19 protein-coding genes and 1 pseudogene are annotated in these 24691 nt (G+C 59.9%); 16 read left to right on the top strand and 4 right to left on the bottom strand.

Annotated features, from left to right (window positions below; genetic code table 11):
- The first annotated feature begins 142 nt into the window (after positions 1-142).
- From AC1ECK_RS33800 to AC1ECK_RS33755, 10 genes are all read left to right on the top strand, one after another.
- On the top strand, positions 143-2470 hold the full coding sequence (locus AC1ECK_RS33800) for a TonB-dependent receptor plug domain-containing protein (RefSeq protein ID WP_480327175.1): 2328 nt from the start codon (positions 143-145) through the stop codon (positions 2468-2470).
- Positions 2471-2609: 139 nt separating this feature from the next.
- Entirely contained in the window at positions 2610-3611 is a 1002-nt protein-coding gene (locus AC1ECK_RS33795; RefSeq protein ID WP_480327173.1) for an LLM class flavin-dependent oxidoreductase, read from the top strand.
- Between the two features lie 47 nt (positions 3612-3658).
- Entirely contained in the window at positions 3659-4981 is a 1323-nt protein-coding gene (locus tag AC1ECK_RS33790; RefSeq protein ID WP_480327171.1) for an LLM class flavin-dependent oxidoreductase, read from the top strand.
- Positions 4982-5012: 31 nt separating this feature from the next.
- Positions 5013-6857 (top strand): amino acid ABC transporter permease/ATP-binding protein, encoded by a 1845-nt coding sequence (locus AC1ECK_RS33785; protein ID WP_480327169.1) that lies wholly within the window; start codon positions 5013-5015, stop codon positions 6855-6857.
- Between the two features lie 28 nt (positions 6858-6885).
- A complete protein-coding gene (locus AC1ECK_RS33780) occupies positions 6886-7488 on the top strand; it encodes a GNAT family N-acetyltransferase (protein ID WP_480327167.1) in 603 nt (200 codons plus the stop codon).
- A gap of 145 nt (positions 7489-7633) precedes the next feature.
- Positions 7634-9226, top strand: coding sequence for an ABC transporter substrate-binding protein (locus AC1ECK_RS33775; protein WP_480327165.1), 1593 nt, complete (start codon positions 7634-7636; stop codon positions 9224-9226).
- Between the two features lie 43 nt (positions 9227-9269).
- Positions 9270-9671 carry a transposase gene (locus AC1ECK_RS33770; protein WP_480327163.1) on the top strand — a complete coding sequence of 134 codons (402 nt, stop codon included), beginning with the start codon at positions 9270-9272 and terminating at the stop codon, positions 9669-9671.
- Positions 9672-9894: 223 nt separating this feature from the next.
- The gene (locus AC1ECK_RS33765; protein ID WP_480327220.1) at positions 9895-10668 is read left to right on the top strand and encodes an SDR family oxidoreductase; all 774 of its coding nucleotides are present in this window, start codon (positions 9895-9897) and stop codon (positions 10666-10668) included.
- Between the two features lie 63 nt (positions 10669-10731).
- Entirely contained in the window at positions 10732-12108 is a 1377-nt protein-coding gene (locus AC1ECK_RS33760; protein ID WP_480327161.1) for an aldehyde dehydrogenase family protein, read from the top strand.
- Between the two features lie 46 nt (positions 12109-12154).
- Entirely contained in the window at positions 12155-13060 is a 906-nt protein-coding gene (locus AC1ECK_RS33755) for a LysR family transcriptional regulator (RefSeq protein WP_480327159.1), read from the top strand.
- Positions 13061-13069: 9 nt separating this feature from the next.
- On the opposite strand, the gene AC1ECK_RS33750 is transcribed toward AC1ECK_RS33755, so the two are convergent.
- Positions 13070-14392: a helix-turn-helix domain-containing protein gene (locus tag AC1ECK_RS33750; protein ID WP_480327157.1), complete on the bottom strand. Its 1323-nt coding sequence runs from the start codon at positions 14390-14392 to the stop codon at positions 13070-13072.
- Between the two features lie 946 nt (positions 14393-15338).
- Between AC1ECK_RS33750 and AC1ECK_RS33745 the strand changes: the two genes are divergently transcribed.
- Complete coding sequence (locus tag AC1ECK_RS33745; protein ID WP_480327155.1) at positions 15339-15665, top strand: winged helix-turn-helix domain-containing protein; 327 nt, start codon at positions 15339-15341, stop codon at positions 15663-15665.
- Positions 15666-15676: 11 nt separating this feature from the next.
- On the opposite strand, the gene AC1ECK_RS33740 is transcribed toward AC1ECK_RS33745, so the two are convergent.
- The 3 genes from AC1ECK_RS33740 to AC1ECK_RS33730 all read right to left on the bottom strand — a co-directional run bounded on the left by AC1ECK_RS33740 (position 15677) and on the right by AC1ECK_RS33730 (position 17418).
- On the bottom strand, positions 15677-16240 hold the full coding sequence (locus AC1ECK_RS33740) for a recombinase family protein (RefSeq protein WP_480327153.1): 564 nt from the start codon (positions 16238-16240) through the stop codon (positions 15677-15679).
- A gap of 187 nt (positions 16241-16427) precedes the next feature.
- Positions 16428-17000, bottom strand: coding sequence for a recombinase family protein (locus AC1ECK_RS33735; protein WP_480327151.1), 573 nt, complete (start codon positions 16998-17000; stop codon positions 16428-16430).
- A 238-nt stretch (positions 17001-17238) separates the two neighbouring features.
- Positions 17239-17418 (bottom strand): hypothetical protein, encoded by a 180-nt coding sequence (locus AC1ECK_RS33730; protein WP_480327149.1) that lies wholly within the window; start codon positions 17416-17418, stop codon positions 17239-17241.
- A 94-nt stretch (positions 17419-17512) separates the two neighbouring features.
- On the opposite strand from AC1ECK_RS33730, the gene AC1ECK_RS33725 reads away from it, so the two are divergent.
- The 5 genes and pseudogenes from AC1ECK_RS33725 to AC1ECK_RS33705 all read left to right on the top strand — a co-directional run bounded on the left by AC1ECK_RS33725 (position 17513) and on the right by AC1ECK_RS33705 (position 24577).
- Complete coding sequence (locus AC1ECK_RS33725; protein WP_480327147.1) at positions 17513-17953, top strand: hypothetical protein; 441 nt, start codon at positions 17513-17515, stop codon at positions 17951-17953.
- Positions 17954-18082: 129 nt separating this feature from the next.
- Positions 18083-18391 (top strand): annotated as a pseudogene (locus AC1ECK_RS33720) (ESPR domain-containing protein); the annotation flags it as partial.
- A gap of 39 nt (positions 18392-18430) precedes the next feature.
- Entirely contained in the window at positions 18431-23017 is a 4587-nt protein-coding gene (locus AC1ECK_RS33715) for a beta strand repeat-containing protein (RefSeq protein WP_480327218.1), read from the top strand.
- A 98-nt stretch (positions 23018-23115) separates the two neighbouring features.
- Complete coding sequence (locus AC1ECK_RS33710) at positions 23116-23811, top strand: OmpA family protein (RefSeq protein WP_480327145.1); 696 nt, start codon at positions 23116-23118, stop codon at positions 23809-23811.
- Positions 23798-24577, top strand: coding sequence for a hypothetical protein (locus AC1ECK_RS33705; protein WP_480327143.1), 780 nt, complete (start codon positions 23798-23800; stop codon positions 24575-24577). The genes AC1ECK_RS33710 and AC1ECK_RS33705 overlap by 14 nt, the downstream gene beginning before the upstream one ends.
- Positions 24578-24691: the final 114 nt, after the last annotated feature.

Below are 24691 nucleotides of genomic sequence, written 5' to 3'. Positions count from 1 at the left end.
ACTGACGTCAACCGGTGTGCTGGAGGGGTGTGTTCGTCTATAACCAATGGGACAGTCGATGCGCAGGAAAAAGAGAAAAAATCAGGCCCGTCAGGCTACCACCGGAGTTCGCACGAAGTTGCTATCGGCTGCCGTTCTGGCAATGACATGCAACGGCGCGGCATGGGCGCAGGCGAGCGCTACCGCTACAGTGCAGCAGGACGCCGTGGTCGTAACCGGCACGCGCACCAGTACGAAGGCGAGCCAGAGCCTGACCCCGGTCGACGTGATCAGCGGCGCCCAGTTGCAGGCCACCGGGCAGAGCAACCTTCGGGACGCGCTCGTCAAGCTGTCGCCGTCGATCACGCGGGAGACCTATGCCGGCGATACGGCGCAGCTAACCGACGCGCTGTCGCTGCACGGCCTGACGCCGGACCACGTGCTGGTGCTGGTAAACGGCAAGCGCCGCCATACCACCGCGAATATCGCCCTCGACGGTGGCCTGAACCAGGGTTCGACCGGCGTCGATATCGACATGATCCCGGTTGGGCTCATCGATCACATCGAGATCCTGCGCGACGGTGCATCCGCGCAGTACGGATCGGACGCCATTGCCGGTGTGATCAACATCATCCTGAAGACGAACTCGCACGGCGGAACGCTGCAGACGACGAATGGCCAGACCTATGCGGGCGACGGTTTCAGGAACGGCGAGTCCGCCAACATCGGCCTGAATCTTGGTGATCAGGGATATCTCGACCTGGCGGCGGAATACGACCGCCAGAATCACACGGTACGCACCGGCCCCGACGATTATTTCGGCACCTTCCAGCCGGGGCATGGTTATTACAACCCGATCGAGGGCGATCCGGCCAGCACACGCGAGTCGGTCGGCTTCAATGCGGGGTATTACCTCGGCGACGATGTGGATCTGTACGGTTTCGGCACCTATGCGCATCGCGATGCACAGGCCTATCAGAACTACCGGCCGCCTTCAGTCCTTCCCGAGGTGTATCCAAACGGGTTCGTGCCGACGGAGACGGTCAACGAGAACGACTATTCGATCACCTCGGGCATCAAAGGCCAGAACCTGTTCGGCTGGTCATGGGATCTGAGCACGACCTATGGCGGCGACCATGAAGGGATCGGCATGAACGCTTCGGCCAACACCGGACTGTATGCCGCGCAAGGCTATACGCCGACCAGTTTCCATCTGGCGACGGTCAGCGACACGCAACTGACGAATAACCTCGACTCCTCGCGTGCGTTCCATCTGCCGCTGCTGCCGGCTCCGGTGACCGTCTCGGTTGGGGTCGAACAACGGCGTGAGACCTACAGCGTGGGGGCGGGCGACGAGGCGTCGTATCTCGATGGCGGTTCCCAGGCGCTGCCGGGCCTGGCCCCCGTTAGCGCAAGCGACAACTCGCGCAACGTGCTCGGCACGTATATCGACCTCTCGACACACCTCACGCCGAAATGGACGGTCGACCTGGCGGGGCGCTTCGAGCATTACAGCGATGTCGGCGATACGACGAACGGCAAGATCTCGACACGCTACGATTTCACGCCGCAGATCGCCGTGCGTGGCAGCGTCAGTACCGGATTTCGTGCGCCGTCGCTGGCTGAGGAGTACTACAGCAACGTCAACGAATCGCCGGCCTCGGTCAGCGGCCTTCTGGCGGCCAACTCGGCGGCGGCAAGGCTGATCGGCGCCCAGCCGCTGAAACCGGAAGAGTCGACCAACTACAACCTCGGCCTTGTGCTGACGCCGGTAAAGGACCTGCATCTGACGATCGACGCTTACCAGATCGACATCCGCAACCGGATCGTCGAAGGCGGCACGGCGTCCGGCGAGGCTGCGATCGCAGCGATGGAGGCAGCCGGGTTGTCGGTGCCAGGCTCGATCCCGGCCTCGGCGGTGTCCGCGAGTTACTTCACGAACGGCGCCAGCACGCGCACCCGTGGGCTCGACCTGTCCGCGACCTATCACACCGGCTTCGGTGCTTATGGGCAGGTGGACTGGGATCTCGGCGTGAACCTGAACACCACCTCTGTCACGCATGTGGCGACTGGCGCGAACGGTCAGCCTGAACTCAATACGCAGCAGATCGCCTGGCTGAGTACGGCGACACCGAAGAACAAGATCATCATCGGCGGCGCGTGGCATCTCGACAAGTGGGGGGTGAGCCTGCACGAGACGCGCTTTGGTTCGACGTCGAGCGAGGAAACCTACATCGTCGGCCCCAATGCGTTCTCGACCACGCAGTTCATCCATTTCGAGAATGCAGCGAGGTACGTCACCGACCTCGAGGTCCGTTACGACGTGACGAAGCGATTCCAGATAGCGGTAGGAGCGAACAACCTGTTCGACGTCTACCCGACCAGATTGCCTTACCAGGCGCAACTCGAAGGCGCGCAGTACGACGCATTTGCCTCGACGATCGGCGAGGACGGTGGCTTCTACTACCTGCGTGCGCGCTACACGTTCTGAGCTTCTTGTCATATGCATAGCAAAATTTGCTCGAACGATCCCGGTTCCGGATAACGATAATGGAACCAGCGAATGTCGCGCGGCGAATTTCCCGAAACTTCTCTCCACGCACCTGTGCGGTGTGCTGGCAGGTATCGATATGTCCTATTCCCTTTCGATTCTCGACAAAAGTCCGATTGCCGACGGAACGAGTGCCCACGACGCGCTGCGCTTCACGGTCCGGCTCGCACAGCGCGCGGAAGCGTTGGGTTACAGACGGTACTGGATCGCCGAGCATCACGGCGCGCCAGGGCTCGCCAGTTCCGCACCGGAGATCGTCGTGTCCCATCTGCTCGCGCACACGTCGCGCATTCGCGTCGGCTCCGGTGGCGTGATGCTCCAGCACTACAGCCCTTTCAAGGTTGCGGAATCGTTCCGGGTGCTGGCGTCTCTTGCGCCGGGCCGCGTCGACCTTGGCATCGGCAAGGCGCCGGGCGGGTTGCCGCTGACGACGCGCGCGCTGCAGTGGTTTCACGACAAGGCCAGCAAGCCCGATTTCGCCGGCCAGCTTGCCGAGCTCGACGCGTTCCTGAAGACGGGCGTGGCGATTGATCACCCGCTGGCAGGGGCAGTGGCGTTGCCTACGCCGCCCGAGGCGCCGCAAGGCATCCTGCTGGGCGGTAGTCCTGAGAGCGCCGCGCTCGCCGCGCAATACGGCTGGCAGTTCTGCTATGCCGGTCACTTCAACGGCGATAACGACAGCATCGAGCGTTCGATTGACGCGTATCGCAACGCGACAGGACGCACGCCGCTGCTCGCGCTCTACGCGTTTGCAGCGGAATCGAAGGCCGAAGCGCAACGTCATGTCGGACCACTGCGTATTTTCAAGCTGCGGCTCGCAACGGGGCAGAGCGTCAATCTTCCCAGCCCCGAGGCCGCAGCGGAGTTCGCGCGGCAAACGGGCGTGGCCGATTATCAGCTCGACGAACTACATCCGCATGTGATTACCGGTACGCCGGACGACGTGCACGAGGAACTCGACGCCTTGCACGAACGCTTCGGTATCGAGGAATTCGTAATCGACACGCCGGTTGCGGACTATGCGCTGCGTCTCGCTTCGGTCGAGGCGTTGGCCGGTGCGGAACAGGCCGCGCGCGTCTGATTTTTTCGCCCCTCATTCCTGCTCATTCTCGTTCACCGGATCCAAACATGACTCAGCGAAACCTCACTTTCGGCATCATGCTGCACGGCGCAGGCGGCCACATGAATTCCTGGAAGCATCCCGCCGGTCCAGCCGATGCCAGCGTCAACCTCGATTTCGTCACGGGTATCGCGCAGAAGGCGGAGGCCAACGGCGTGGCGTTCGCATTCGTGGCCGACGGCCTGTATATCAACGAGAAGTCGATTCCCCATTTCCTGAATCGCTTCGAACCAGTCTCGATCCTCTCGGCGCTGGCAACCGCGACCACGAAGATCGGTCTTGCCGGCACGCTGTCGACCTCGTACAGCCATCCGTTTACGGTGGCGCGGCAGTTCGCCTCGCTCGACCTGATCAGCGGCGGGAGGGCGGGATGGAACGTCGTGACCTCGCCACTTGAGGGTTCCGCGAAGAACTACGGCGGCGAGCATCCGGATCACGAACTGCGCTACGAGATTGCAGACGAATATCTGGAGGTGGTGCAGGGGCTGTGGGATAGTTGGGATGACGATGCATTCGTGCGCGACCGCGCAAGCGGACGGTTCTTCGACCGCGAGAAGCTGCATACCCTCAATCACAAGGGCAAGTTCTTCGAGGTTGCCGGGCCAATCAATATTCAGCGCTCGCCGCAGGGGCAGCCGGTGATCTTTCAGGCCGGCGCATCGGACTCCGGAATCGCGCTTGCCGGCAAGTATGCGGATGCGGTGTTCACGCATTCGCCGTCGCTTGAAGAGACGCGGGCGTTCTCGGAGAGCGTGCGGCAAAGCGCGGTCGAGCACGGGCGGGCTGCGACGGACGTGAAGATCTTCCCAGGGATCGGCCCGATCGTCGGCGCGACGCATGCCGAAGCCGAAGCGAAGTATCGGGTGATCCGCGACCTGCTGAGCGTCGACGAGGCGCTCGCGTATCTGGGCCGCTTCTTCGAGCACCACGACTTTACGCAATATCCGCTCGATGAGCCGTTCCCCGATCTCGGCGATCTCGGCAAGAACAGCTTCCGTTCGACCACGGACCGCATCAAGGCCGAAGCGAAGAAGAAGGGTTCCACCTTGCGCGAGGTCGCACTGGAAGTCGCCACGCCGAAGACACAGTTCATCGGCACCGGCGAGGCGATCGCCGACGAGCTGATCCGCTGGTTCGACGCGGGCGCAGCCGATGGCTTCATCCTGGGTTTCCCGGTGCAGGCCGAGGGGTTCGACGATTTTGTCCGCTACGTGATTCCGGCGCTCGAGGCGCGCGGCCGCTACAACCGCACGCTGGCCGGGGCGACGCTGCGCGATCATCTCGGGCTGCCGCGGCGCGAGAGCCGCTACGCGAACACGGCAACGGCATGACGGACCGCTCGCAACGCAGGAGGGCAGGATCATGAGCGACACCACCCAGCAGTTTCCAGGCACGGCTCATGCGGGCCGGGTGGTCGACGACGCAGCAGGCCCCGAATACGCGCACTACCGGATCGTCCCGGCAAGACATCATGCGCGCACGGCGGGAACCGTGCTGGCAATCGCGCTGATCGCAATCGTGCTGAACTCGATCCTTGGGAATCCTCGTTGGGGCTGGGACGTCTTCGCGCAATGGTTTTTTGCCGGGCCGGTGCTCTCTGGCCTCGCGCGCACGCTCGTGCTCACGGGACTCGGCGCGCTGTTCGGCTTCGCGCTTGCCACGCCACTGGCGCTCGCGCGCGTATCGCGTTCGCCGCTGCTGGCCGGCTGTGCGTGGGCATTCATCTGGCTGTTCCGCTCGATTCCTCCAATCGTGCTGCTGCTCCTGCTGAACAATCTCGGCTATCTGTACGAGACGATCTGGATCGGTGTGCCGTTCACGCATATCGCGCTACTCGATGAATCGACCACCGACCTGATCAGTCCGTTCTTCGCGGCGGTGCTCGGACTGACGCTGAACCACGCGGCGTTTGCGGCCGAGGCGATCCGCGGCGGCATTCTGTCCGTCGACCACGGGCAGCGTGAGGCCGCTGCCGCGCTGGGCTTGCCGGGCGCCCGTCAGGTGCGCCGGATCGTGTTGCCGCAGGCGATGCGCGCGATTCTGCCGACTGCGTTCAACGACGTGATCGGTCTGGCGAAAGGCACCTCGGTCGTCTATATCCTTGCGATGCCGGACCTGTTCTACACGGTGCAGATCATCTATCACCGCAATCTCGAAGTCATTCCGTTGCTGATGGTCGCAACGGTCTGGTATCTGATCATCCTCACGGTTTTGTCGGCCATCCAGGTTCACATCGAACGGTACTACGCACGCGGCGCGACGCGCGCGCCGGTGGCGGCGTCGCCGTTGGCCGAGCTGTTCCGGCGCCGGCGTAGCGTGCGCGCTGTGCGGGGCGAAAACGCTGCCCGGCCGCAGAGGCCATTTCGTAGCACGGCCGAAGCAGGCACGCAAGCGGGTGCCGAAGCGGGCATCGAAGCGGGTACAACGGGCTGGGCGCAGCGGCGTGTCGGCGGCAAGGTGGGCATCCATAACGTGTCGAAGAGCTTCGGCATGCTGACGGTTCTCGATAACATTTCACTGACGTTTCCGTCGGGCAGCGTCACGGTGATTCTTGGCCAGTCGGGCTCGGGCAAGTCGACGCTGCTGCGCTCGATCAACCACCTCGAACGGGTTGACGACGGCTTCATCGATATCGACGGCGAACTTATCGGGTATCGCCGGGAAGGACGCACGCTCTACGAACTCAAGGAGACGGACATTCTGCAGCGGCGCCGCGCCGACGTCGGGATGGTGTTCCAGAGCTTCAACCTTTTCCCGCACCTGAGCGTGCTCGACAACCTCATCGAGGCGCCGCTCGCCTCAGGCGTATCGCGCGCGCAGGCTCAGGCCGAAGCGCGCACGCTGCTCGCGCGCGTGGGACTCGCCGATAAGGTCGACGCGTGGCCGCGCCAGTTGTCGGGCGGCCAGCAGCAGCGGGTGGCGATTGCGCGTGCGCTCGCACTGAAACCGAAGGTGCTGCTGTTTGACGAACCGACCTCGGCGCTCGACCCGGAGCTCGTCAACGAGGTGCTTGACGTGATCCGCCAGCTTGCGCGTTCGGGTACGACGCTGATCATTGTCACGCACGAGATCGGCTTTGCGCGCGAAGTCGCCGACACGATTGTGTTCATGGACGGCGGGCGCATCGTCGAATCGGGTTCGCCGGCAAGCGTGCTTGGCGATCCGGCCGAGCCTCGCACCCGCGAGTTCCTCTCGAAGGTGCTGTAATCGTATGCGACGCGCAAAACGCCACGTTATGACACAAGCCCCATTCGTTTCCGTTGCTCCACGATCGATTCAAACCGCACCGGATGATCGCTTCGCTTACGTTTCGGCGCACGACCCGTTGGCTCGTCCTCTGTACGAGGAATTAGCCTACGAATACGGCAGCCGTTATGCAGGGCTGATCGATGTGGAGGAGATCGCGAGAGAACTGCAACGCTATCCCGATGAGGCGTTCGCGCCGCCGCATGGCGCCTTCGTGCTGCTGCTGCGCGACGGGCGGGCGATCGCGGGCGGCGCGTTCATGCGGCATGCCGACCCCGGCACGACGGAGTTCAAACGCATCTGGGCCAGCCGCAACCATCGGCGTCAAGGACTTGCGCGTCGCATTCTGGCCGAACTGGAGGCACAGGCGGCTCGCCAGGGTTATACGCGCGTGTACCTCGGCACCGGTCCTCGTCAACCCGAGGCCATCGCGCTATACCAGACCAGCGGCTATACGTTGCTGTCCGCGCACGACTTCGGTGAGGACGAGCCGCCTGGCTTCCTGTTCGAGAAATACCTGTCCACGCTGCAACAGGTAAGCACACTGGATTCGTGCTCAACGATGCCGGCCGGCGCAATACGACGGCCTTAGACCTTTCCTTACGACTGGTACCTCTATCCCGCGCGAGCCGTGCTTGGAAGACCGCTCAGCGCTTTCCGCCCAGCTGATAATGATCGATCGTACTTTTCAAATTGCAATGTTAGTGGTGCGCAGCGTTATGCGCGCGTCCTGGGTCATGGCGTCCTTCTGTCTGTTTGCAACGGCGCTGTCGGTTTCCCCGGCAGCCAACGCAGCCGGTAGCAAGACACTGGTGTTCTGTACGGAAGGCAGCCCGGCCGGGTTCGACCCCGGTCAGCACACGACCAGTACCGATTTCGACGCCAGCAGCAATACCGTTTACAACGAACTGGTGGAGTTTCGTCGCGGCACGCTCGAGCTCGAGCCCGCGCTCGCGACCAGTTGGGACGTGTCCGAAGATCAGCGTACCTACACGTTCCATCTGCGGCATGGCGTCAAGTTTCATACGACCGCGTGGTTCAAACCCACACGCGATTTCGACGCAGATGACGTGCTGTTTACGTTCAGGCGTATGCTCAATTCCGACGATCCATTTCGTCGGGCCTATCCGACGAGTTTTCCGTATTTCAGCGATCTCGGCTTTGACAAGAATCTCGAGCGGATCGACAAGGTAGACGACTACACGGTGCGCTTTCAGTTGAAGCAGCCGGATGTGATCTTCGTGCGCAATCTCTCGATGAGCTTCGCATCCATCCTGTCCGCAGAATATGCAGCACAACTGAGCGCCGCGCATCGTGAGGCCGACATCAACCAGTTGCCGGTCGGCACCGGTCCATTCGTGTTCCGGTCATATCAGAAAGATGCCGTGATCCGCTACGACGCCAACCCCGACTATTGGCGCCCCGAAGACGTGAAGCTCGCGCATCTGGTCTTCGCCATTACGCCCGATCCGGGCGTGCGCGTCCAGAAGCTGGCGAGCGGCGAGTGTCAGGTGTCGGCGTTCCCGCGCCCGGCGGATCTGGACGTCGTCAAACGCAATCCCGACCTGACGCTGGTTTCCGGCGTGGGCTTCAATGTAGGTTTTGTGGCGTACAACACCCAGCACGCGCCGCTCGACCGAGTCGAAGTCCGCCGCGCGCTCGACATGGCGATCGACAAGCCCGCCATCATCAAAGCCGTTTTCGCCGGTAATGCGACCGTCGCGACCAATCCGATGCCACCGTCCCAGTGGTCGTACGATAAACAGTTGAAGGATGCGCCGTACGATCCTGTGGAGGCCAAGGCGCTGCTTGCGCGGGCAGGATTTCCGAACGGCTTCGACATCTCCCTGTGGGCGATGCCCGTGCAGCGGCCATACAACCCGAATGCCCAATTGATGGCGCAACTGATCCAGCAGGACTGGGCGAACATCGGCGTGCGCGCCAGGATCGTCAGCTATGAATGGGGTGAATACAACCGGCGCGCGAAGCAGGGCGGCGAGCATGACGCGATCCTCTACGGCTGGTCAGGTGACAACGGTGATCCGGATAACTGGCTCGGTACCTTGCTCGGCTGCGACGCAGTGCATGGCAGCAATGTGTCGAAGTGGTGCGATCCGGCCTTCAATGCGCTGATCGTCAAGGCACGATCGAGTTCCGACGCCGCAGTACGCACGACGTTGTACGAGCAGGCACAGGTTATCTTCAAGCAGCAGGTGCCTTATACGCCGATCGCGCATTCCATCGTCTCGATGCCTGCCTCGAAGCGTGTGAAGGGGCTCGTATTTTCGCCGCTAGGAAGTCACAGGTTCGATGGGGTTTGGCTGGAGTGAGTGCCAGATTCTGAAGTCCAGGTGAGCTTTGCTGAGAAACGACATGATTCAGTTTGACGACTTGAGCGACAGCGAATGGGTCCTGATCGAGGGGTTATTCTGCAATGAAGCTGTGCCGCCTGAGCGCTCCGGCCGACGGCGTGTGGAGCCACGCGCGGTGGTCAATGCGGTGCTGTGGGCGTTATCGACCGGGCAGGGCTGGTCCAGGTTGCCTGGGCGGTATCCGTCACGCCCGACCTGCGCCCGCCGCTTTGACGAGTGGCAAGCCGACGGTACGCTTGCCGGAATCATCAACCGGCTCGATGCCGGCGGCCGGAAGGTTTCGCCCCGTGGTCCTGTTGGCGATGCGTTCAACCATCCTCCGGCGAGCCCGAATCACGCTCGCTTGACGGACCTGTCATGGACCAGTCCGCAGACCTGGCGCGTGCCGCTCGACGTGGCCTGAGCCACGCATAGGTTCACGTGCTTGCCGTCGGCCGCGCTGAGTCGTTGGCTGCATATCCTTCTGCCGATTTATTCGTGGCGCGATCTCGAGATAGACGCCAGTTTCAAGTTCCTTCCTGCCACTAGTCGGGTTTTGTGGATTGTTAATCCAGATGGCGTGGGCTTATCTGCCTCTCGGGGTCCGGTTAAGCTTCAACCTCGATGAACAATCCAGGAGAGCTCGTATGGCAAATCACTCAATCGAAGGCAAAACCGTTCTCGTCGCGGGTGGCGCCAAGAATCTGGGCGGTCTGATCGCTCGTGACCTGGCGAAGCAGGGCGCCAAGGCTGTCGCTGTCCACTACAACAGCGCAAGCAGCAAGGTCGACGCCGAGGCGACGGTCGCCGCCATCGAGGATGCGGGTGCGAAGGCAGTCGCGCTCCAGGCTGACCTGACTACTGCCGGCGCGGTCGAGAAGCTGTTTGCCGACACCATTGCCGCGGTCGGCAAACCGGACATCGCGATCAACACGGTGGGCAAGGTTCTGAAGAAGGCGTTCACCGAAATCAGCGAAGCCGAATACGACCAGATGACGGCGGTCAACTCCAAAACCGCTTTCTTCTTCCTGCGGGAAGCCGGCAAACATGTCAACGACAACGGCAAGATTGTCACTGTTGTCACTTCGTTGCTGAGTGCGTTCACGCCGTTTTACGCTGCCTACGCCGGCACCAAGGCGCCGGTCGAGCACTATACCCGTGCAGCTTCCAAGGAATTTGGCGCACGCGGCATCTCGGTCACCGCGGTCGGTCCCGGCCCGATGGACACGCCATTCTTCTACCCGGCCGAAGGCGCCGATGCGGTGGCGTACCACAAGACGGCCGCCGCGCTCTCCCCATTCAGCAAGACAGGCCTGACCGACATCGAGGACGTGGTCCCGTTCATTCGTCATCTTGTCAGCGACGGTTGGTGGATCACTGGTCAGACGATCCTGATCAACGGCGGCTATACCACCAAGTAAGCCGTCCCATCCCGGCCGCGGGTTCTCTTGCGGCCGCTTTCCGTTCGCAGGGGTTTCATTGTCATGGCTAACCCGTTCCAGTCGATCCTCGATATCCAGAAGAATCACTTCCACAGTGACGTCACCAGGTCCTACGAATGGCGCATGGAGCAGCTCGAATGCATGGAGCGGATGCTGTTTCATCACCAGGACGAGTTCTGCGCCGCGCTGTACGAGGATTTTGGCAAGCCGCCGTTCGAACAACGGTTCGAGATCACGGTGCCGATGGGAAATATCAGGTACTACCGTGACAACCTGAAGGAACTGATGGCGCCTCAGCCGGTAGCGATCCCGAAGGGGCTGGAAGCGACCGGCAATCGTGGCCTGATCCTCAAGGAGCCGTATGGCGCGACGCTGGTAATCGGACCGTTCAACGCTCCCATCCTGTTGCTGCTCGATCCGGCGATTGCCGCGTTAGCCGCCGGTAACACGGTGACGCTGAAACCCGCCAATACAACACCTGCAACGGCGGCACTGTTCCAGAAATACGTGCCTCAGTATTTCGAACCGGAGAATGTCGCCGTCGTGACCGGTGGGCGCGAGGAGATTGCCGATCTGCTTGCCTTGCCCTTCGACTTCATTTTCTTCACCGGCAGTTCGGCCGTTGGCAAGATCGTGATGCGCGCGGCAGCCGAGAACCTGACGCCGGTGATCCTGGAGCTGGGTGGCCAGAACCCGACCATCGTCGACGAGACGGCCAACCTCGACATCGCCGCCGATCGCATCGCGTGGGGACACAATGCGATTTCTGGTCAATGGTGCATCGCGCCGGGGTACGTCTATGTCCATGAAAGCGTTGCCGACGCGTTCATCGGCAAGCTCAAGGCGGCGATCGTCAGGATGTACGGCGCTGACCCACAACAAAGCCCCGACTTCGCCCGCATGATCAGCGAGCATGACGCGCAGCGAGTCGCGTCGTACATCCTGCCGGAGAAAGTCGTGCATGGCGGGCGCTCCGACATCAAGGCGCGCTATGTCGAGCCGACCGTACTCTATCCGTCGACGTGGGACGATCCGGCGTTGCAGCAGGAAGTCTTCGGGCCAGTTCTCCCGGTGATGCCCTATACCGACCTGAAGGAGATCATGGGCATTATGAAGCGTAAGCCGAAGTCACTCGCCGCTTACGTCTTCAGTAAAAACCAGTCGAACATCGACTACGTACTGGGCAGCCTGTCGTTTGGCGGTGGCTGCGTGAACCAGACCAACCTGCATTGCTGGATCGACAGTCTGCCGTTTGGTGGTGTCGGCTACAGCGGTATGGGCAAGTATTACGGCAAGGCCGGCTTCGATGCACTGAGCAACACCAAGGCCATGTTGATCGGCAATCCTGATCTTGAGCTCGATGTCTTTCCGCCCTATGCCGGCAAGGACATTGCCAGGAATCTGAGAGTGTTTTCCTGAGCGGCTCCGCTTTTCGTGATCTATCGCCCGGATTGCAAAGGAGAGGATGGACAAACTCGACCAATATCGCGTTTTTATTCAGGTCGCTGAAATGGGCAGCTTCATCAAGGCCGCTCACGCACTGGACCGGCCACGGGCCTCGGTATCAGCCGCTGTCCAGCAACTGGAGTCGACCATCGGCGCCCGGCTGCTGCATCGTACGACGCGCGAGGTGCGCCTCACTTCGGATGGCGCCCAGTTTCTCGACCGCATAAAAGTGTTGCTGGCCGATGCGGAGGATATCGAACAGTTGTTTCAGACCCGCCAGCGTCAAGTCTCGGGAAGGCTGAATGTCGACGTGCCCAGTCGTATTGCGCGACGGTTGATCGCCCCGGCATTACCGGGTTTGCTGCGGCGTTACCCCAGGCTGCAGCTGGGGCTGGGGTCGACAGATCGTACCATCGACCTGGTTCGCGAAGGCGTGGACTGTGCAGTGCGGGTTGGCGACCCGCGCGACAGCAGCCTGGTCGTGCGTCCGCTAGGACACATTGCATTAATCAATTGCGTTAGCCCCAGCTATTTGCGTGAATTTGGCATGCCGGAGCGGCCGCAGGATCTTGCCTCGGGACACTGGGCCGTCGGCTACGCATCCCCGGCGACGGGGAGAGAACTCGCGTGGGAATACCCGAGTGCCAATGGCAGGCAGCAGATGCCAGTCCCTAGCCGGGTCGTCGTCAATAGTGCTGAGAGTTACATTGCCTGCTGCCGGGCGGGCTTAGGGCTGATCCAGATTCCGCGTTTTGATGTGCAGCATCTGCTGGATCAAGGGGAACTGGTCGAAGTCATGCCAGGTTTTCGGGCTACTCCGATGGAGATATCGGCGCTTTATCCGCACCAGCGGCAACGTTCACGCAGGCTGAATGTCTTCATCGAATGGTTTGAGGCGATTTTGAAACCGTGCCTCGGGCCATGAGAAACAGTCTCAATGGGATTCACGACCGGAGATCCTGACCTGATGTGGGGTGACGCCGATATGTTTTCGCATCATCGTCGTAAGATAGCTTTGCGTGTTGAATCCGCATTCCAGCGCTATCGAGAGGATGCTCGCAGAGGTGTGGCGCAGCAGCCACCGGGCGCGTGTCAGGCGCCGATCAATAACATACTGCATGGGGGTGCGCGAGAAGCGCTCCTTGAATGCGACGATTGTTGAATATTCAGTCATGCCGACCAGTTGGGCGAGATCGGTGAGGCTAATGGACTTGCCGAGGGATGCATCGATGAAGCTGTTGATCGTACGCTGGCAGAGTGTGTCGGAAATCGCCTGTGGGGACTGGATGATGTCGGTGGCATGCGGATTTCTTCGATAGGTTGCACTGGGGAGTTCGCCGAACCTGCGGCTGTACTCACGAATGAAACGGTTGGAAATAGTGAAACCGCAGGCTTGCAGGGTTCCAACGAAACTGCGGCCATCTCCCGTTGCCAAGGCCAGGTTGACACGGTCCAAGCGGGCCTCGTAGAAAATCTCCGCCGAGCTTTTCCCGATGAGCCTCCGGACGCCATTTTCAAGTGTATTCGTCGCGCAACCGAGCGTGTATGCAACTGCACTGAGAGTTTTCCAGTGCATTGGATCGGATTGGATCATTTCGACAGCCGAGCGTGCCATGCGTTCCTCGGCGCAATGGTCGCTTGACAGCAGTGTGCTGTAGCTATTGGTATGACCGCTTAGGAGCATTTTCATCATATGCTCATGCAGCGAGTGGGCTGCCGCGTCGGGTACGGGAGACATCGTCATCATTTGATGCAGGCAATTCGCGGCGATGTTCCACTGCGACGCTACATCGGGGGAGAGCGGCTTAAGGTCAAGTCGAACAGGTTCCGTCAGGGGACGTCCGACCCATTGAGCCAGAAAACGGTTGACCTCCTCCGCATCGACAATAACGGAAATGTGCCCGAAGCCTTCGGCTCCCGTTATGCACGCGGATAGACCCGTCGAGGAGATCGGGAGTACCGCTCCCGGGGAGCAGGTGGTGACCGTTTTTCCGTTTGTATAGGTTGAGCTACCGCGATTGCATGAGACAAGCAGATAGTTGGGGCGTGTTTCTTCAGAGCGAAAGTTGAAGGGCATTTCGTAGTCGACATCGTAGATACCAACGCCGTTCCACTCGTGTCCAGCCATGCTGACATCCTGCCTTCTGGCATGCTGTGGAGAAAACAGATTGTCGGCATATATTTTGCCGATGAAATCGGCGACCTCTTCAGGGTCGTTACTGAGAAAATGGTGGGTAAGAACTTCGGATCCGTTCACGGCGCAGTTCCCTTGTAAGGCGCTTCCAACATGCCCGTCATCGCTGGTTTGCAGCGATGCTTACCAAGCCTCACTGCCTGCGGCTAAGCGTAATGAATAATAAGTTAATCCTGCGGGGAACAGAATCATCCGAATGAGAAATATCGAGGATTCGTGTTCGGTTATAGACGAATCAATTTTCTATGGTCTGGTTATTGTCCGCAGCGTGATGTCGCGGTGTTCAGCAGGCGAAACGGGAGTCTTCAGACGCATGGTATCCGGGCGATCGAAAAGTGATGAGCTACTGCCTGAACCGCTGCGAAGAAGGTTTGAGCGATGACGTTGGAGTACGCGTTTTGTTGTTTTGGAGGACGGCCACCAGGTGCGGAGCGAAATCTATCGCATCTTCGCTATCCTGAAAGATAGTTTGCTCGTCGTCGTGCGGCTCAGGTCTGCGAGCACGTCTACAGCTCAGTTTTAACAATTCCAGTTTTTCAATAAATTGTTTAAAAAAAATGAAAAGGCTGGGCCTCCTTCAAGGCTATCGTTCTGGCGAGAGAAGCGATGACCGTAGTCGACGCCGAGTCGCCTGACAGACTGCAATCGTCCTCGTCAACCGCGGCGCTAGCCCGTGGCGACGTACGAGGGTGAGCGAACGGGTAGAGCGACGCACATAGCAGATGTTGCCTCATTTCGTTCACACACTCAGACGGCAAACCATCAACCTGTTGGCTTTCAACTGCGATATCTCCGATATGACAAGAAAGGCAGTCCCGCAATGGGTTAGCCAACGAGACTGCGGCGTCTACCAGTCGTCATCCTCGCCTCGTACGGCCATGACGATGGCATCACGTCGATATTGAACGCTGGAGCGTACGACTATTTCATCGAACCCGTCACTTCAGACGTACTGCTCGCGCGTGTCCCTGCGTTGTTGCGCCGTGTTTACCCGATCAATTCCGCTGTCATGAACGAGATATTTGGCAATTTTGAGTTTGATTTACCGTCACAGCGCGCCTTAAAAAACGGCGTGCCTCTGAAACTGACCGAACGGGAGTTCGCGCTTGCACTGCTGCTGTTCCGGAATATTGGGAGACCTCTCTCGCGCGTGCACATCAGTGAATCGGTCTGGAACCGAGCGGCTGTCGCTTCGTCACGTACGATGGATACACACATATCCGCCCTACGGACAAAGCTCGGTCTGCGACCGGAAAATGGCTATCTGCTGGCACCGGTCCATGGCTACGGGTATCGCCTGGAACAGCTTGCCGAGACTGGACGGGGCTATCGCTGACCGATGGCTCGTCACACTGATTCCTGACGCTGGACATGCAGGGCTGAGCGCAGCGTCTTGAGGTGCACACCAAAACGTTTGGCTACAACAGCCTCGGGATAGCTCTTGACGAGATCGCTTGCTTCAGCAAGCTCCTCTGCGTTAAGCGCACGCGGTCGACCCAGTCTGCTGCCTCGATGGCGTGCCGCGGCTAGCCCAGCCTTGGTGCGCTCGCTGATGAGCGCGCGCTCGAACTCAGCCAACGCCGCAATCATGTGAAACATAAACATGCCAGTTGGCGTGTTGGTGTCGATAGATTCGTTCAGGGACGTGAAATTAATGTCGCGACTTCGCAAATCGCTCATTAGCAAAACGAGATGATTCAATGAGCGACCCAGTCGATCGAGTCGCCAGACAACCAGGGTATCGCCACGCTGCACCGCGTTTAGAGCGAGGCTCAGACCCTCCCGATCGTGCTTCGTGCCCGAGACACCGTGGTCCGAGAAAATGTGGTCGCATCCTGCGATTTTTAAAGCGGCAAACTGAAGATCAAGAAACTGCTCTTCCGTTGATACGCGCGCATATCCAATTTTCATCAGTTCCCACTTCGGGTTATGGAGAATAATTTTACAAAGTTAAATCCTCGCTATTTTAACAAATATACATAATGCATGTTTTGCAGGATTTTTGCCAAAAAAATCGAAACCAGGCTGGTTATTAATATTCCAATCGACGCAGTGCCTGGCGATGGGAGTCCTTTCGCAACACAGGACTGCCGGGGTGTTAGTTGTCGTCGTCCGCCCCGGCCTTGCTGGCCTGTCTGAGCCGGACCAAGGTGCGTGGGTGGACGTTGAACTTCTTTGCAACCGTTGAGGCTGGCAGGGTATTGAGGAGCTTGAGCGCCTGTGCCTGCTGCTTTGCCGTAAGTGCGTGCCTGCGTCCCAGGATGGTTCCCCTTTGCCGTGCAGCGGCGAGGCCAGCCTTGGTTCGCTCGCTGATGAGTGCTCGCTCGAACTGTGCGAGGGCTGCCATCATGTGAAAAATCAGCGTGCCTCCGGGTGATTCGGTGGAGATTGCTTCCGTAAGCGATTCAAACCGTACCGCCCGTTCTTCGAGCGATGTCACGAGATCCACGAGCTTCGGGAGGGAGCGGCCCAGGCGGTCGAGTCTCCATACGACTAGTGTGTCGCCGGGTTTCAGGCGACGAAGAGCCCGGTCAAGGCCTGGTCGTTTAAATATGGTCCCGGAAATGCCTTTGTCGGCGTAGACGTGAGCACATCCGGCGTGTCGCAGCGAATTCTCCTGAAGATTCAGATTTTGTTCATCAGTCGATACGCGTGCGTAGCCGATTTTCATATGTTTCCAATGCGAATGAGGCGACTGCCGCTTGCAAAAGCAGGCAGAGATTTCAAAGTGGGTGTCGTTAGCGGTCAAGGATGGCGAGGACCGCTTGCCTGTCCCGGATGCGGTTCTTGAGTGGATTTTGCTGTGAATGTTGGGCCCAGATTAGCGTGCATTTGACACCATGTGCCGGACGCTAATTTTCTGCCGCCACATCAGGATGTTGTTGATCGTCTTGCTTTGTCAGGCATTGTTAAGTTGTGCGCATTGTACTGGACATAAACGGTCCTTTTTGTCCGGCCACTGGCGTGCTCACCCAAACGCTTGCTGCGCAAAGCGCTCCATAAAATACCCCTTCAACTATTGCAGCATTGCGCAAAGGACCGTTTTTTTCCAACATTTGTCCCTGTTTATCTGCATCGAAACTGCTCATTGTTGTTCGAGGGGCTTTGGCTTTATCTGCCCTGAGGCTTGCTCACGGATGTTCGCGTGACGTGTAGTTGCATACGTATAAAACGGGGATTGCAATGAGCGGACAAGACAATTTCGCCACGTGGCTTGATGAAGCTGGTGGTTCGAAGCAGGAGCATGAGTTGATCTTTGCGCGCCTTTTGTCAGGGGACATCGAAGGCGAGCGGATCGACATCGGGCCGGGTTTGCATCAACGCAAGCCCGCGGACAACACGGCGCAGGTTTTGTCGATTTTTAGAGGGCTTGTCGGTTTTGTCCTCGAGGCCCAACTTGATCCGAGTGCGCATGACGTTTATTTAATGGCGTATGACGCAGGCGTGACCGAGGGGTTGTGCGGGGCAAATTCCGCCGCGTCAAACGGCATGCGGAAGGGTTTGGACGATGCCATGCATGTTTGCCCTGCAGAGGTGTCTCGTCGCATCGTCGGTAAGTCGACTGAGTTGGGGCGACGCCACGGAATGCTGATTCGTCAATTGGTCCAGGGTGATCTTGAATAAAACCACAAAGAACCTGACGCATTTGAGGAATCGACGATACGTTCTGTTTCCAGATTGAGTCATGTTTTTGAATGGGTTGTTTTGGCAACTGGTTGCCATGAACTTAGGTAAACTAAATAAGAGTGTCATATGAACAAGGTTTACAACGTCATTTGGAGCCAGGTGCTCGGACAGCTAGTCGCCGTTTCCGAAATCGCCCGCTGCCGGGGCAAGTCAACGTGTGCGACCAGCGATAGGCCCACGATAATCGGTGGTCGCCGCAAGCCTGCGCTGTCGCGGACAGTTATCGCGCTTTCTATTGCACTGTTGCCGCCGCTTGTCATGTCATCCCATGTCGCATGGGCGCAGTATGCGGCGGATGGAGGTTCGGCAACGGGGGCGAATTCATTGGCGGTGGGGGTGGGCGCGTCGGCATCCGGCTCACAGGCTGTTGCTGTCGGGAACAGTGCAACTGCGTCTTCCACCGCGGATATAGCAATGGGTAGCGGCGCCACGGCAAACAGCACGCCGGTGGGCGCAACCGGTTCGGCCAACCAGGGCGGCGCTATAGCGTTGGGCGATGGCGCACAGGCGGCGGGGGCTTCTGCCATTTCGATTGGCGCCTTCGCGGGCACAAACGTGAAGGGAGACGTCAACACCGCGATCGGTATCGGAACGGGCAGCAACGTCACGGGCGACGATAATCTGGCCACCGGCAGTTACGCGGGTTCGAATGTCAACGGTAACAACAATTTGTCGTATGGCAACTCATCCGGCAATCTGGTGACCGGCAACAGCAACGTCGCGATCGGAAGTTGGTCCGGTACGGACCTGGGCATTGGGTACGGCGCTGCTGGCACGGTTCTGCCGAGCAACTACAACGCGGCGGTCGGATTCGGCGCCGGTCAGACGCTGGATGGTTCCTATAACGTTTCGATGGGTACTTTTGCCGGAGCAGGCTCGACCGGAAGTTCGAATGTTGCGTTGGGCAATGGCGCCGGTCTCGCAGTGATTGGCAGCAACAACGTGGCGATCGGCAACCAGGCGGGTACCACCACGGAAGTCACGGATGCAGCCACAGGCACGACCTCTTCAAACAGCGCCACGCTAACGGTTAGTAATGCCGTAGCCATCGGTAACCAGGCCATCTCAAGTGCGAATGGAGCAATGGCGCTTGGGTATGGCGCGTCAGCGACAGGCTCTAACTCAATCGCGGAAGGGCCGAGCGCGGCAGCGAACGACACCAACGCCGTCGCCATAGGTAATAGCGCATCAGCAACCGCAAACACCGCCGTGGCGATTGGCGGGGAAAGTATGGCGCTCGGAGTGGTCTCGGTCGCCATAGGGGCGCTGTCGACCAGTTCGGGATTTGCGTCCGTAGCAATTGGCCCCGCTGCCAAGGCGATGGGCGACTACTCGATCGCGCAAGGTGACGGCGCGCAGGCCGCCGGAGAATTGTCGATCGCCGTAGGCCTGGAGGCGCACGCGCCCGCCGAGGGCGCATTGGCGTTCGCTGCTGGGGCCGTGGCCAATGACCCGAACGATATCGCGATCGGTACGTCGTCGCGGGCAGGTACGGGAACGGGCGCGGGCTCGAACCTGGCGCTGGGCGTTGCAGATATGGCCACCGGCGGTTCATCGATAGCTATCGGTTCACGCAACACCGTGACTGGCACAGATTCGGGCGCGATTGGCGATCCGAGCACGGTAAGCGGCACGGGGTCATATTCGGTTGGCAATAACAACACGGTGTCGGGCAACAACGCGTTCGTGCTGGGTAGCGATGTAGCCGATGCGGTAGACAACTCGGTGGTGCTCGGCAACAACTCGACGGTTGCGGCGGCGAACACGTCGTACTACAACCCGGGCTCCGGCACGCTGTCTGGCACGGCGAGCGGCATCGTCAGCGTGGGCGCGGCCGGCGCGGAGCGTCAGATCACTAATGTGGCACCGGGCAGCAATGCGACTGACGCGGTGAATGTGAGCCAGCTGCAGTCGCTTGCGCAGACGGTGAGCGCGGACCAGACGCATTATTACAGTGTCAACGATGGGGGCACACAGGGCGGCAATTACAACGACAACGGCGCGACGGGTGCGAACGCCTTGGCGGCGGGCATCAATGCGGTGAGTTCAGGACGCTCCGGTGTGGCTATTGGCAGCGGCGCCATCGCCACTGGTTTGAATGTGGGCGAAATCGCGCTGGGTGCGAACGCCTCTGCCGGACGAGCAAATTTCGGCGTAGGCATCTCCACGAACGGCTCGCCGTTTGTTAGCGCCGATACGGCGGTGGGATATGCTGCGACGGCCAGCGGTGGCGACGGCAGCACGGCCCTCGGAGCTCAGGCCCTTGCCAGCGGTATGGGAGGGGTGGCGATCGGCCCGCAAGCGACAGCCAGTGGAAATCAAGCCGAGGCGTTAGGCTACCTAAGTATCGCTAGCGGCGTAAATAGCGAGGCGTTGGGTACGCAAAGTACCGCCACCGGTAATAGCAGCGTGGCATTGGGAACTTCGAGTATCGCCAGCGGTGCTAGCAGCGTGGCATTGGGAGTGTCAAGCAATGCCAGTGGTGAACTCAGTCTGGCGGTGGGTCCGGAAAGCATCGCCTCGGGCGAAACCTCGATCGCGCAGGGCGTAGGTGCCCAGGCCGTCCAGGCTAGCGCCATTGCTCTCGGGACTCTGGCGAAGGCTTCGGGCGCCAACAGCATCGCCATCGGCGGCAGTACTCTAAACCTGAGCACAGGTGCGGTCATGACAGCGGCGGCCATAGCCAACGATCCTGGCGATATTGCGTTGGGCGAGGGCGCTTTGGCTGGCACGGGCACGGGGGCCGGTTCGAATGTTGCGCTGGGCGTGAACGATACGGCCACGGGTGGATCGTCGGTCGCCATCGGTAACGGCAATGTTGTCACCGGAGCGAACAGTGGTGCATTTGGCGATCCGAGCACGGTGTCGGGCACGGGATCGTATTCGATCGGCAACAACAACACGGTGTCGGGGAACAACGCATTCGTGCTGGGCAGCAACGTAACGGACACGATCGACAACTCGGTGGCGCTGGGTGCAAACACGACAGTGGCAGCGGCCAAGACGTCGTACTACAACCCGGGCTCGGGCACGCTCTCGGGTACAGCCAGTGGCGTGGTAAGCGTGGGCGCAAGTGGCGCTGAGCGCGAGATCACCAACGTCGCGCCGGGCAGCAATGCAACGGACGCAGTGAACGTAAGTCAGTTGCAGTCGCTGGTACAGACGGTTTCTTCGGATCAGACGCATTACTACAGTGTGAATGACGGCGGTGTTCAGGGAAGTAACTATAACAACGACGGTGCGACGGGCTACTACTCGCTGGCCGCCGGGGTTGGCGCAAACGCTTCGGGCAGCGGCACGACGGCGCTCGGGGCGAACGCAACGGCAAGTGGGCTTAATGCCACGGCTGTTGGCCTCGGCAGCACGGCCTCTGCTGCATGGGGAACCGCGCTCGGTTACCAGGCTCAGGCGACCAATAATTCCGACACGGCCATCGGCGCGCTGTCTCAGGCCACTGGAGGGTGGAGTACCGCAGTCGGCATCAACAATACCGCCAGTGGAAACTCGGCGGTGGCGATCGGGGTAAACAACACCGCAGGGGCGTATAACGCGATTGCGCTTGGCAATGCGAACACGGCGGGCGGGCAGGGCTCGGTCGCGATCGGCAACGGCGCGACGGCTGCGGCAATGGGCGCGATCGCATTCGGAACGGGTGCCACGGCAACTAACGAAAACGACGTCGCGCTCGGCGCGGGCTCGGTCACAGCCGCAGCCAATCCGACGGCGGGCGTGACGATCAACGGAACCGCGTACACGTTTGCCGGCGCGAATCCGACGAGTGTAGTGTCGGTGGGCGCGCCGGGCGCGGAACGGCAGGTGACAAACGTGGCGGCTGGCCAACTGTCTTCGACGAGCACGGATGCCGTGAACGGCAGTCAGCTTTACGCGACCAATACGGCCGTGGAAGATCTGAACAGCACGATCGGCTCCATCGCAAACGGCGGCGGTATCAAGTACTTCCATGCGAATTCGACGCAGCCTGACAGCCAGGCGCTCGGCTCGGACAGCGTGGCGATCGGTCCGAACGCGGTCGCGAACAATGCGGGTGACGTCGCGCTGGGCTACGGATCGGTCACGGCGGCAGCCAATCCGACTGCGGGCGTGACGATCAACGGAACCGCGTACGCGTTCGCGGGCGCGTCGCCGGTTAGCGTCGTCAGCGTGGGCGCGCCTGGCGCGGAACGTCAGATCACGAACGTTGCAGCCGGCCAGATCTCGGCGTCGAGCACGGATGCGGTCAACGGTTCGCAGTTGTATTCTGCGATCGAGGCGATCGACAATCTGTCGGAGTCGACAACATCAAGCATCGCATCATTGACCGATACGATCGGAAAGCAGACAACCTCTACGTCCGGAAGCAGTGCTCACTATTATGGCGTGAACGACGGCGGCCAGCAGCAGGGCAATTACAGCGGCACGGGAGCAACCGGCACGAACGCCATAGCAATCGGTCCGAATGCGTCATCCTCGGGCAGCAACGGCATCGCGCTCGGCAGCGCGGCAACTGCCAGTGCGGGCGGTGCAACAGTCGTCGGTGCCAGTGCGCTGGTGTCTGGCAGCAGCGGTACGGCGATCGGACAAGGGGCGAGTGTGACGGCCTCGGGTGCAGTGGCGCTGGGCGCAAATTCTGTCGCAAGTGAAGCCAATACGGTATCAGTAGGCGCCCCTGGAAGCGAGCGCAGGATTACTAATGTTGCGCCCGGCGTCAATCCGACCGATGCGGTCAACATGTCTCAACTGAACGCGCTGCAGTCGAACGTCAGCAACGTCAGCAGCAAGGCCTATTCGGGGGTTGCCGCCGCGACTGCATTGGCGATGATTCCTGACGTGGATGCAGGCAAGACGATTGCGGTGGGAATCGGCGGCGGCACTTATCAGGGATACAGCGCAGCAGCCTTGGGCTTCACCGCGCGGCTGTCGGACAACCTCAAGGTGAGAGGTGGCGTGAGCGGTGGCAATGCGGGATACACATACGGTGTAGGTGCCGCTTATCAGTGGTGATCGATCGTCACAGACGCATCCGGACGCCTGCCGCGATCCAGACGCGTTGCACGAATGATCCGTTATCCCTTGTTGAACAAAACATAAGAGATTTCACCATGGTTATTCGAAAGTTTGCAGCGCTGCTTGCCACAGCGGTTTGGCTTGCTGGTTGTACGAGCGCATCCGATCCTACATTTTCGGCCTATTCTGTGGTCTTGCCCGATGGTGGAACTGCTAACCGGGTGACCTGTTACGGCCTGCTCGATGGACCAGGGACATGTCAGAAGAAGGCGAAGGAAATCTGCAAGGATCAGCCTGTGAGAATGCTTACTGCCGAATCGCACTTTAGCGGTATGTCGGGCAGCAAGCCTGATGACCGGAACATCACGTTCCAGTGCGGTATGGCGCCTGCCGCCGACACATCTGTTGTAAAGCCGGAGCCCGCAGTATCGGCATTGCCGAAAGTGCTCACCTTGGACGCCGATACGAATTTCGACACCGCGAAAGCAGTGCTGAAGCCCATAGCGAGACAACGTCTGGATCAACTGATCGGTCAGGCACAAGGCTGGCAGATCGATACGGTGACCGTTAACGGTTACACGGATTCAGTTGGCTCTGACGAGTACAACCTTGATCTGTCAAAGCGCCGAGCGCGCGTGGTAGCAGACTATCTGAAAGAACACGGCCTGCAGGCAAAACAATTCGTCAATCAGGGCTTCGGGAAATCAGATCCTGTCGCTGCAAATACCACTGCAGCAGGAAGAGCGAGCAACCGACGAGTCGAAGTGAGGATTGAGAGTGGTCAACAATAGCGACCGGAGCAGGCGTCTTGCTCCTCGTCATTTGCTGCAATTTGCGGCCCGTAGTGACAAAGGGCGAATGCCGGTGTTTGACTGTGGTGTCGGGTTTGCTTTACGTGGTCGCACCATTCACGAGGAGCAGAAAGCGGCATGCCTTGATATCGGTCCGATGCCAGGATGGGTGACCGGAGAGCAGGGGAGGTCGTCTGCTAGGTTCTCCGTTGTCTGGGGCGTTCTCATCGTATTGTTCGCCGCTTTCGTTGTGCTGTCTGCTCCGGCTGCTATGGCACAGTCTGGATCGCTGTTGCCCCCGGACAATACGCAGCCGGACACCACGGTACTCGCGCGGGCGGCGCAAACGGTTGGCATTCGGCGTTGCTACACGGCGGTCGATCAGGTGTCGAAACGTACGTTTGCGGGCACACAGCATGCCGATATCGTGCTTGACTGGGACAACGAAAAACCAGATGACGAACCGTTTTTCTCGTTATCTGGCCTGCAATATGCAGATGGGGTCGCCGCAATGTCATTGACGACTGTGCCCTCATCGAGCGGCGGATGTTCGATGCTTGTCGAACGGATATCCAGCGCTTCGCATGCTTGCAGGGAGATCGCGCACGGGGAACTGTCCGGATATAAGGCTACGACGCTCGCAAAAGGGCTGACCGTCTACACAATGGCGAGCCGGCCACGCGAGTCTGTGACACTCATCGATGCGCCACCAGCATGCGTGATTGTCCGTCGACAGGCAGCATTTCATTGGGGCGCGGCGCATTAAGGCGAACCCAACGCAAGACATCAGGTGAAAGATCCGCCGCGACTTTGCGTTTCAAGATGCAACGATATTCCATTAATTATGAATTGCTTATTGATTAATTGTTTCGATGGAATC

Source organism: Paraburkholderia sp. SSBN10T (assembly GCF_056619545.1).
This window is presented reverse-complemented; position numbering and strand designations above follow the sequence as displayed.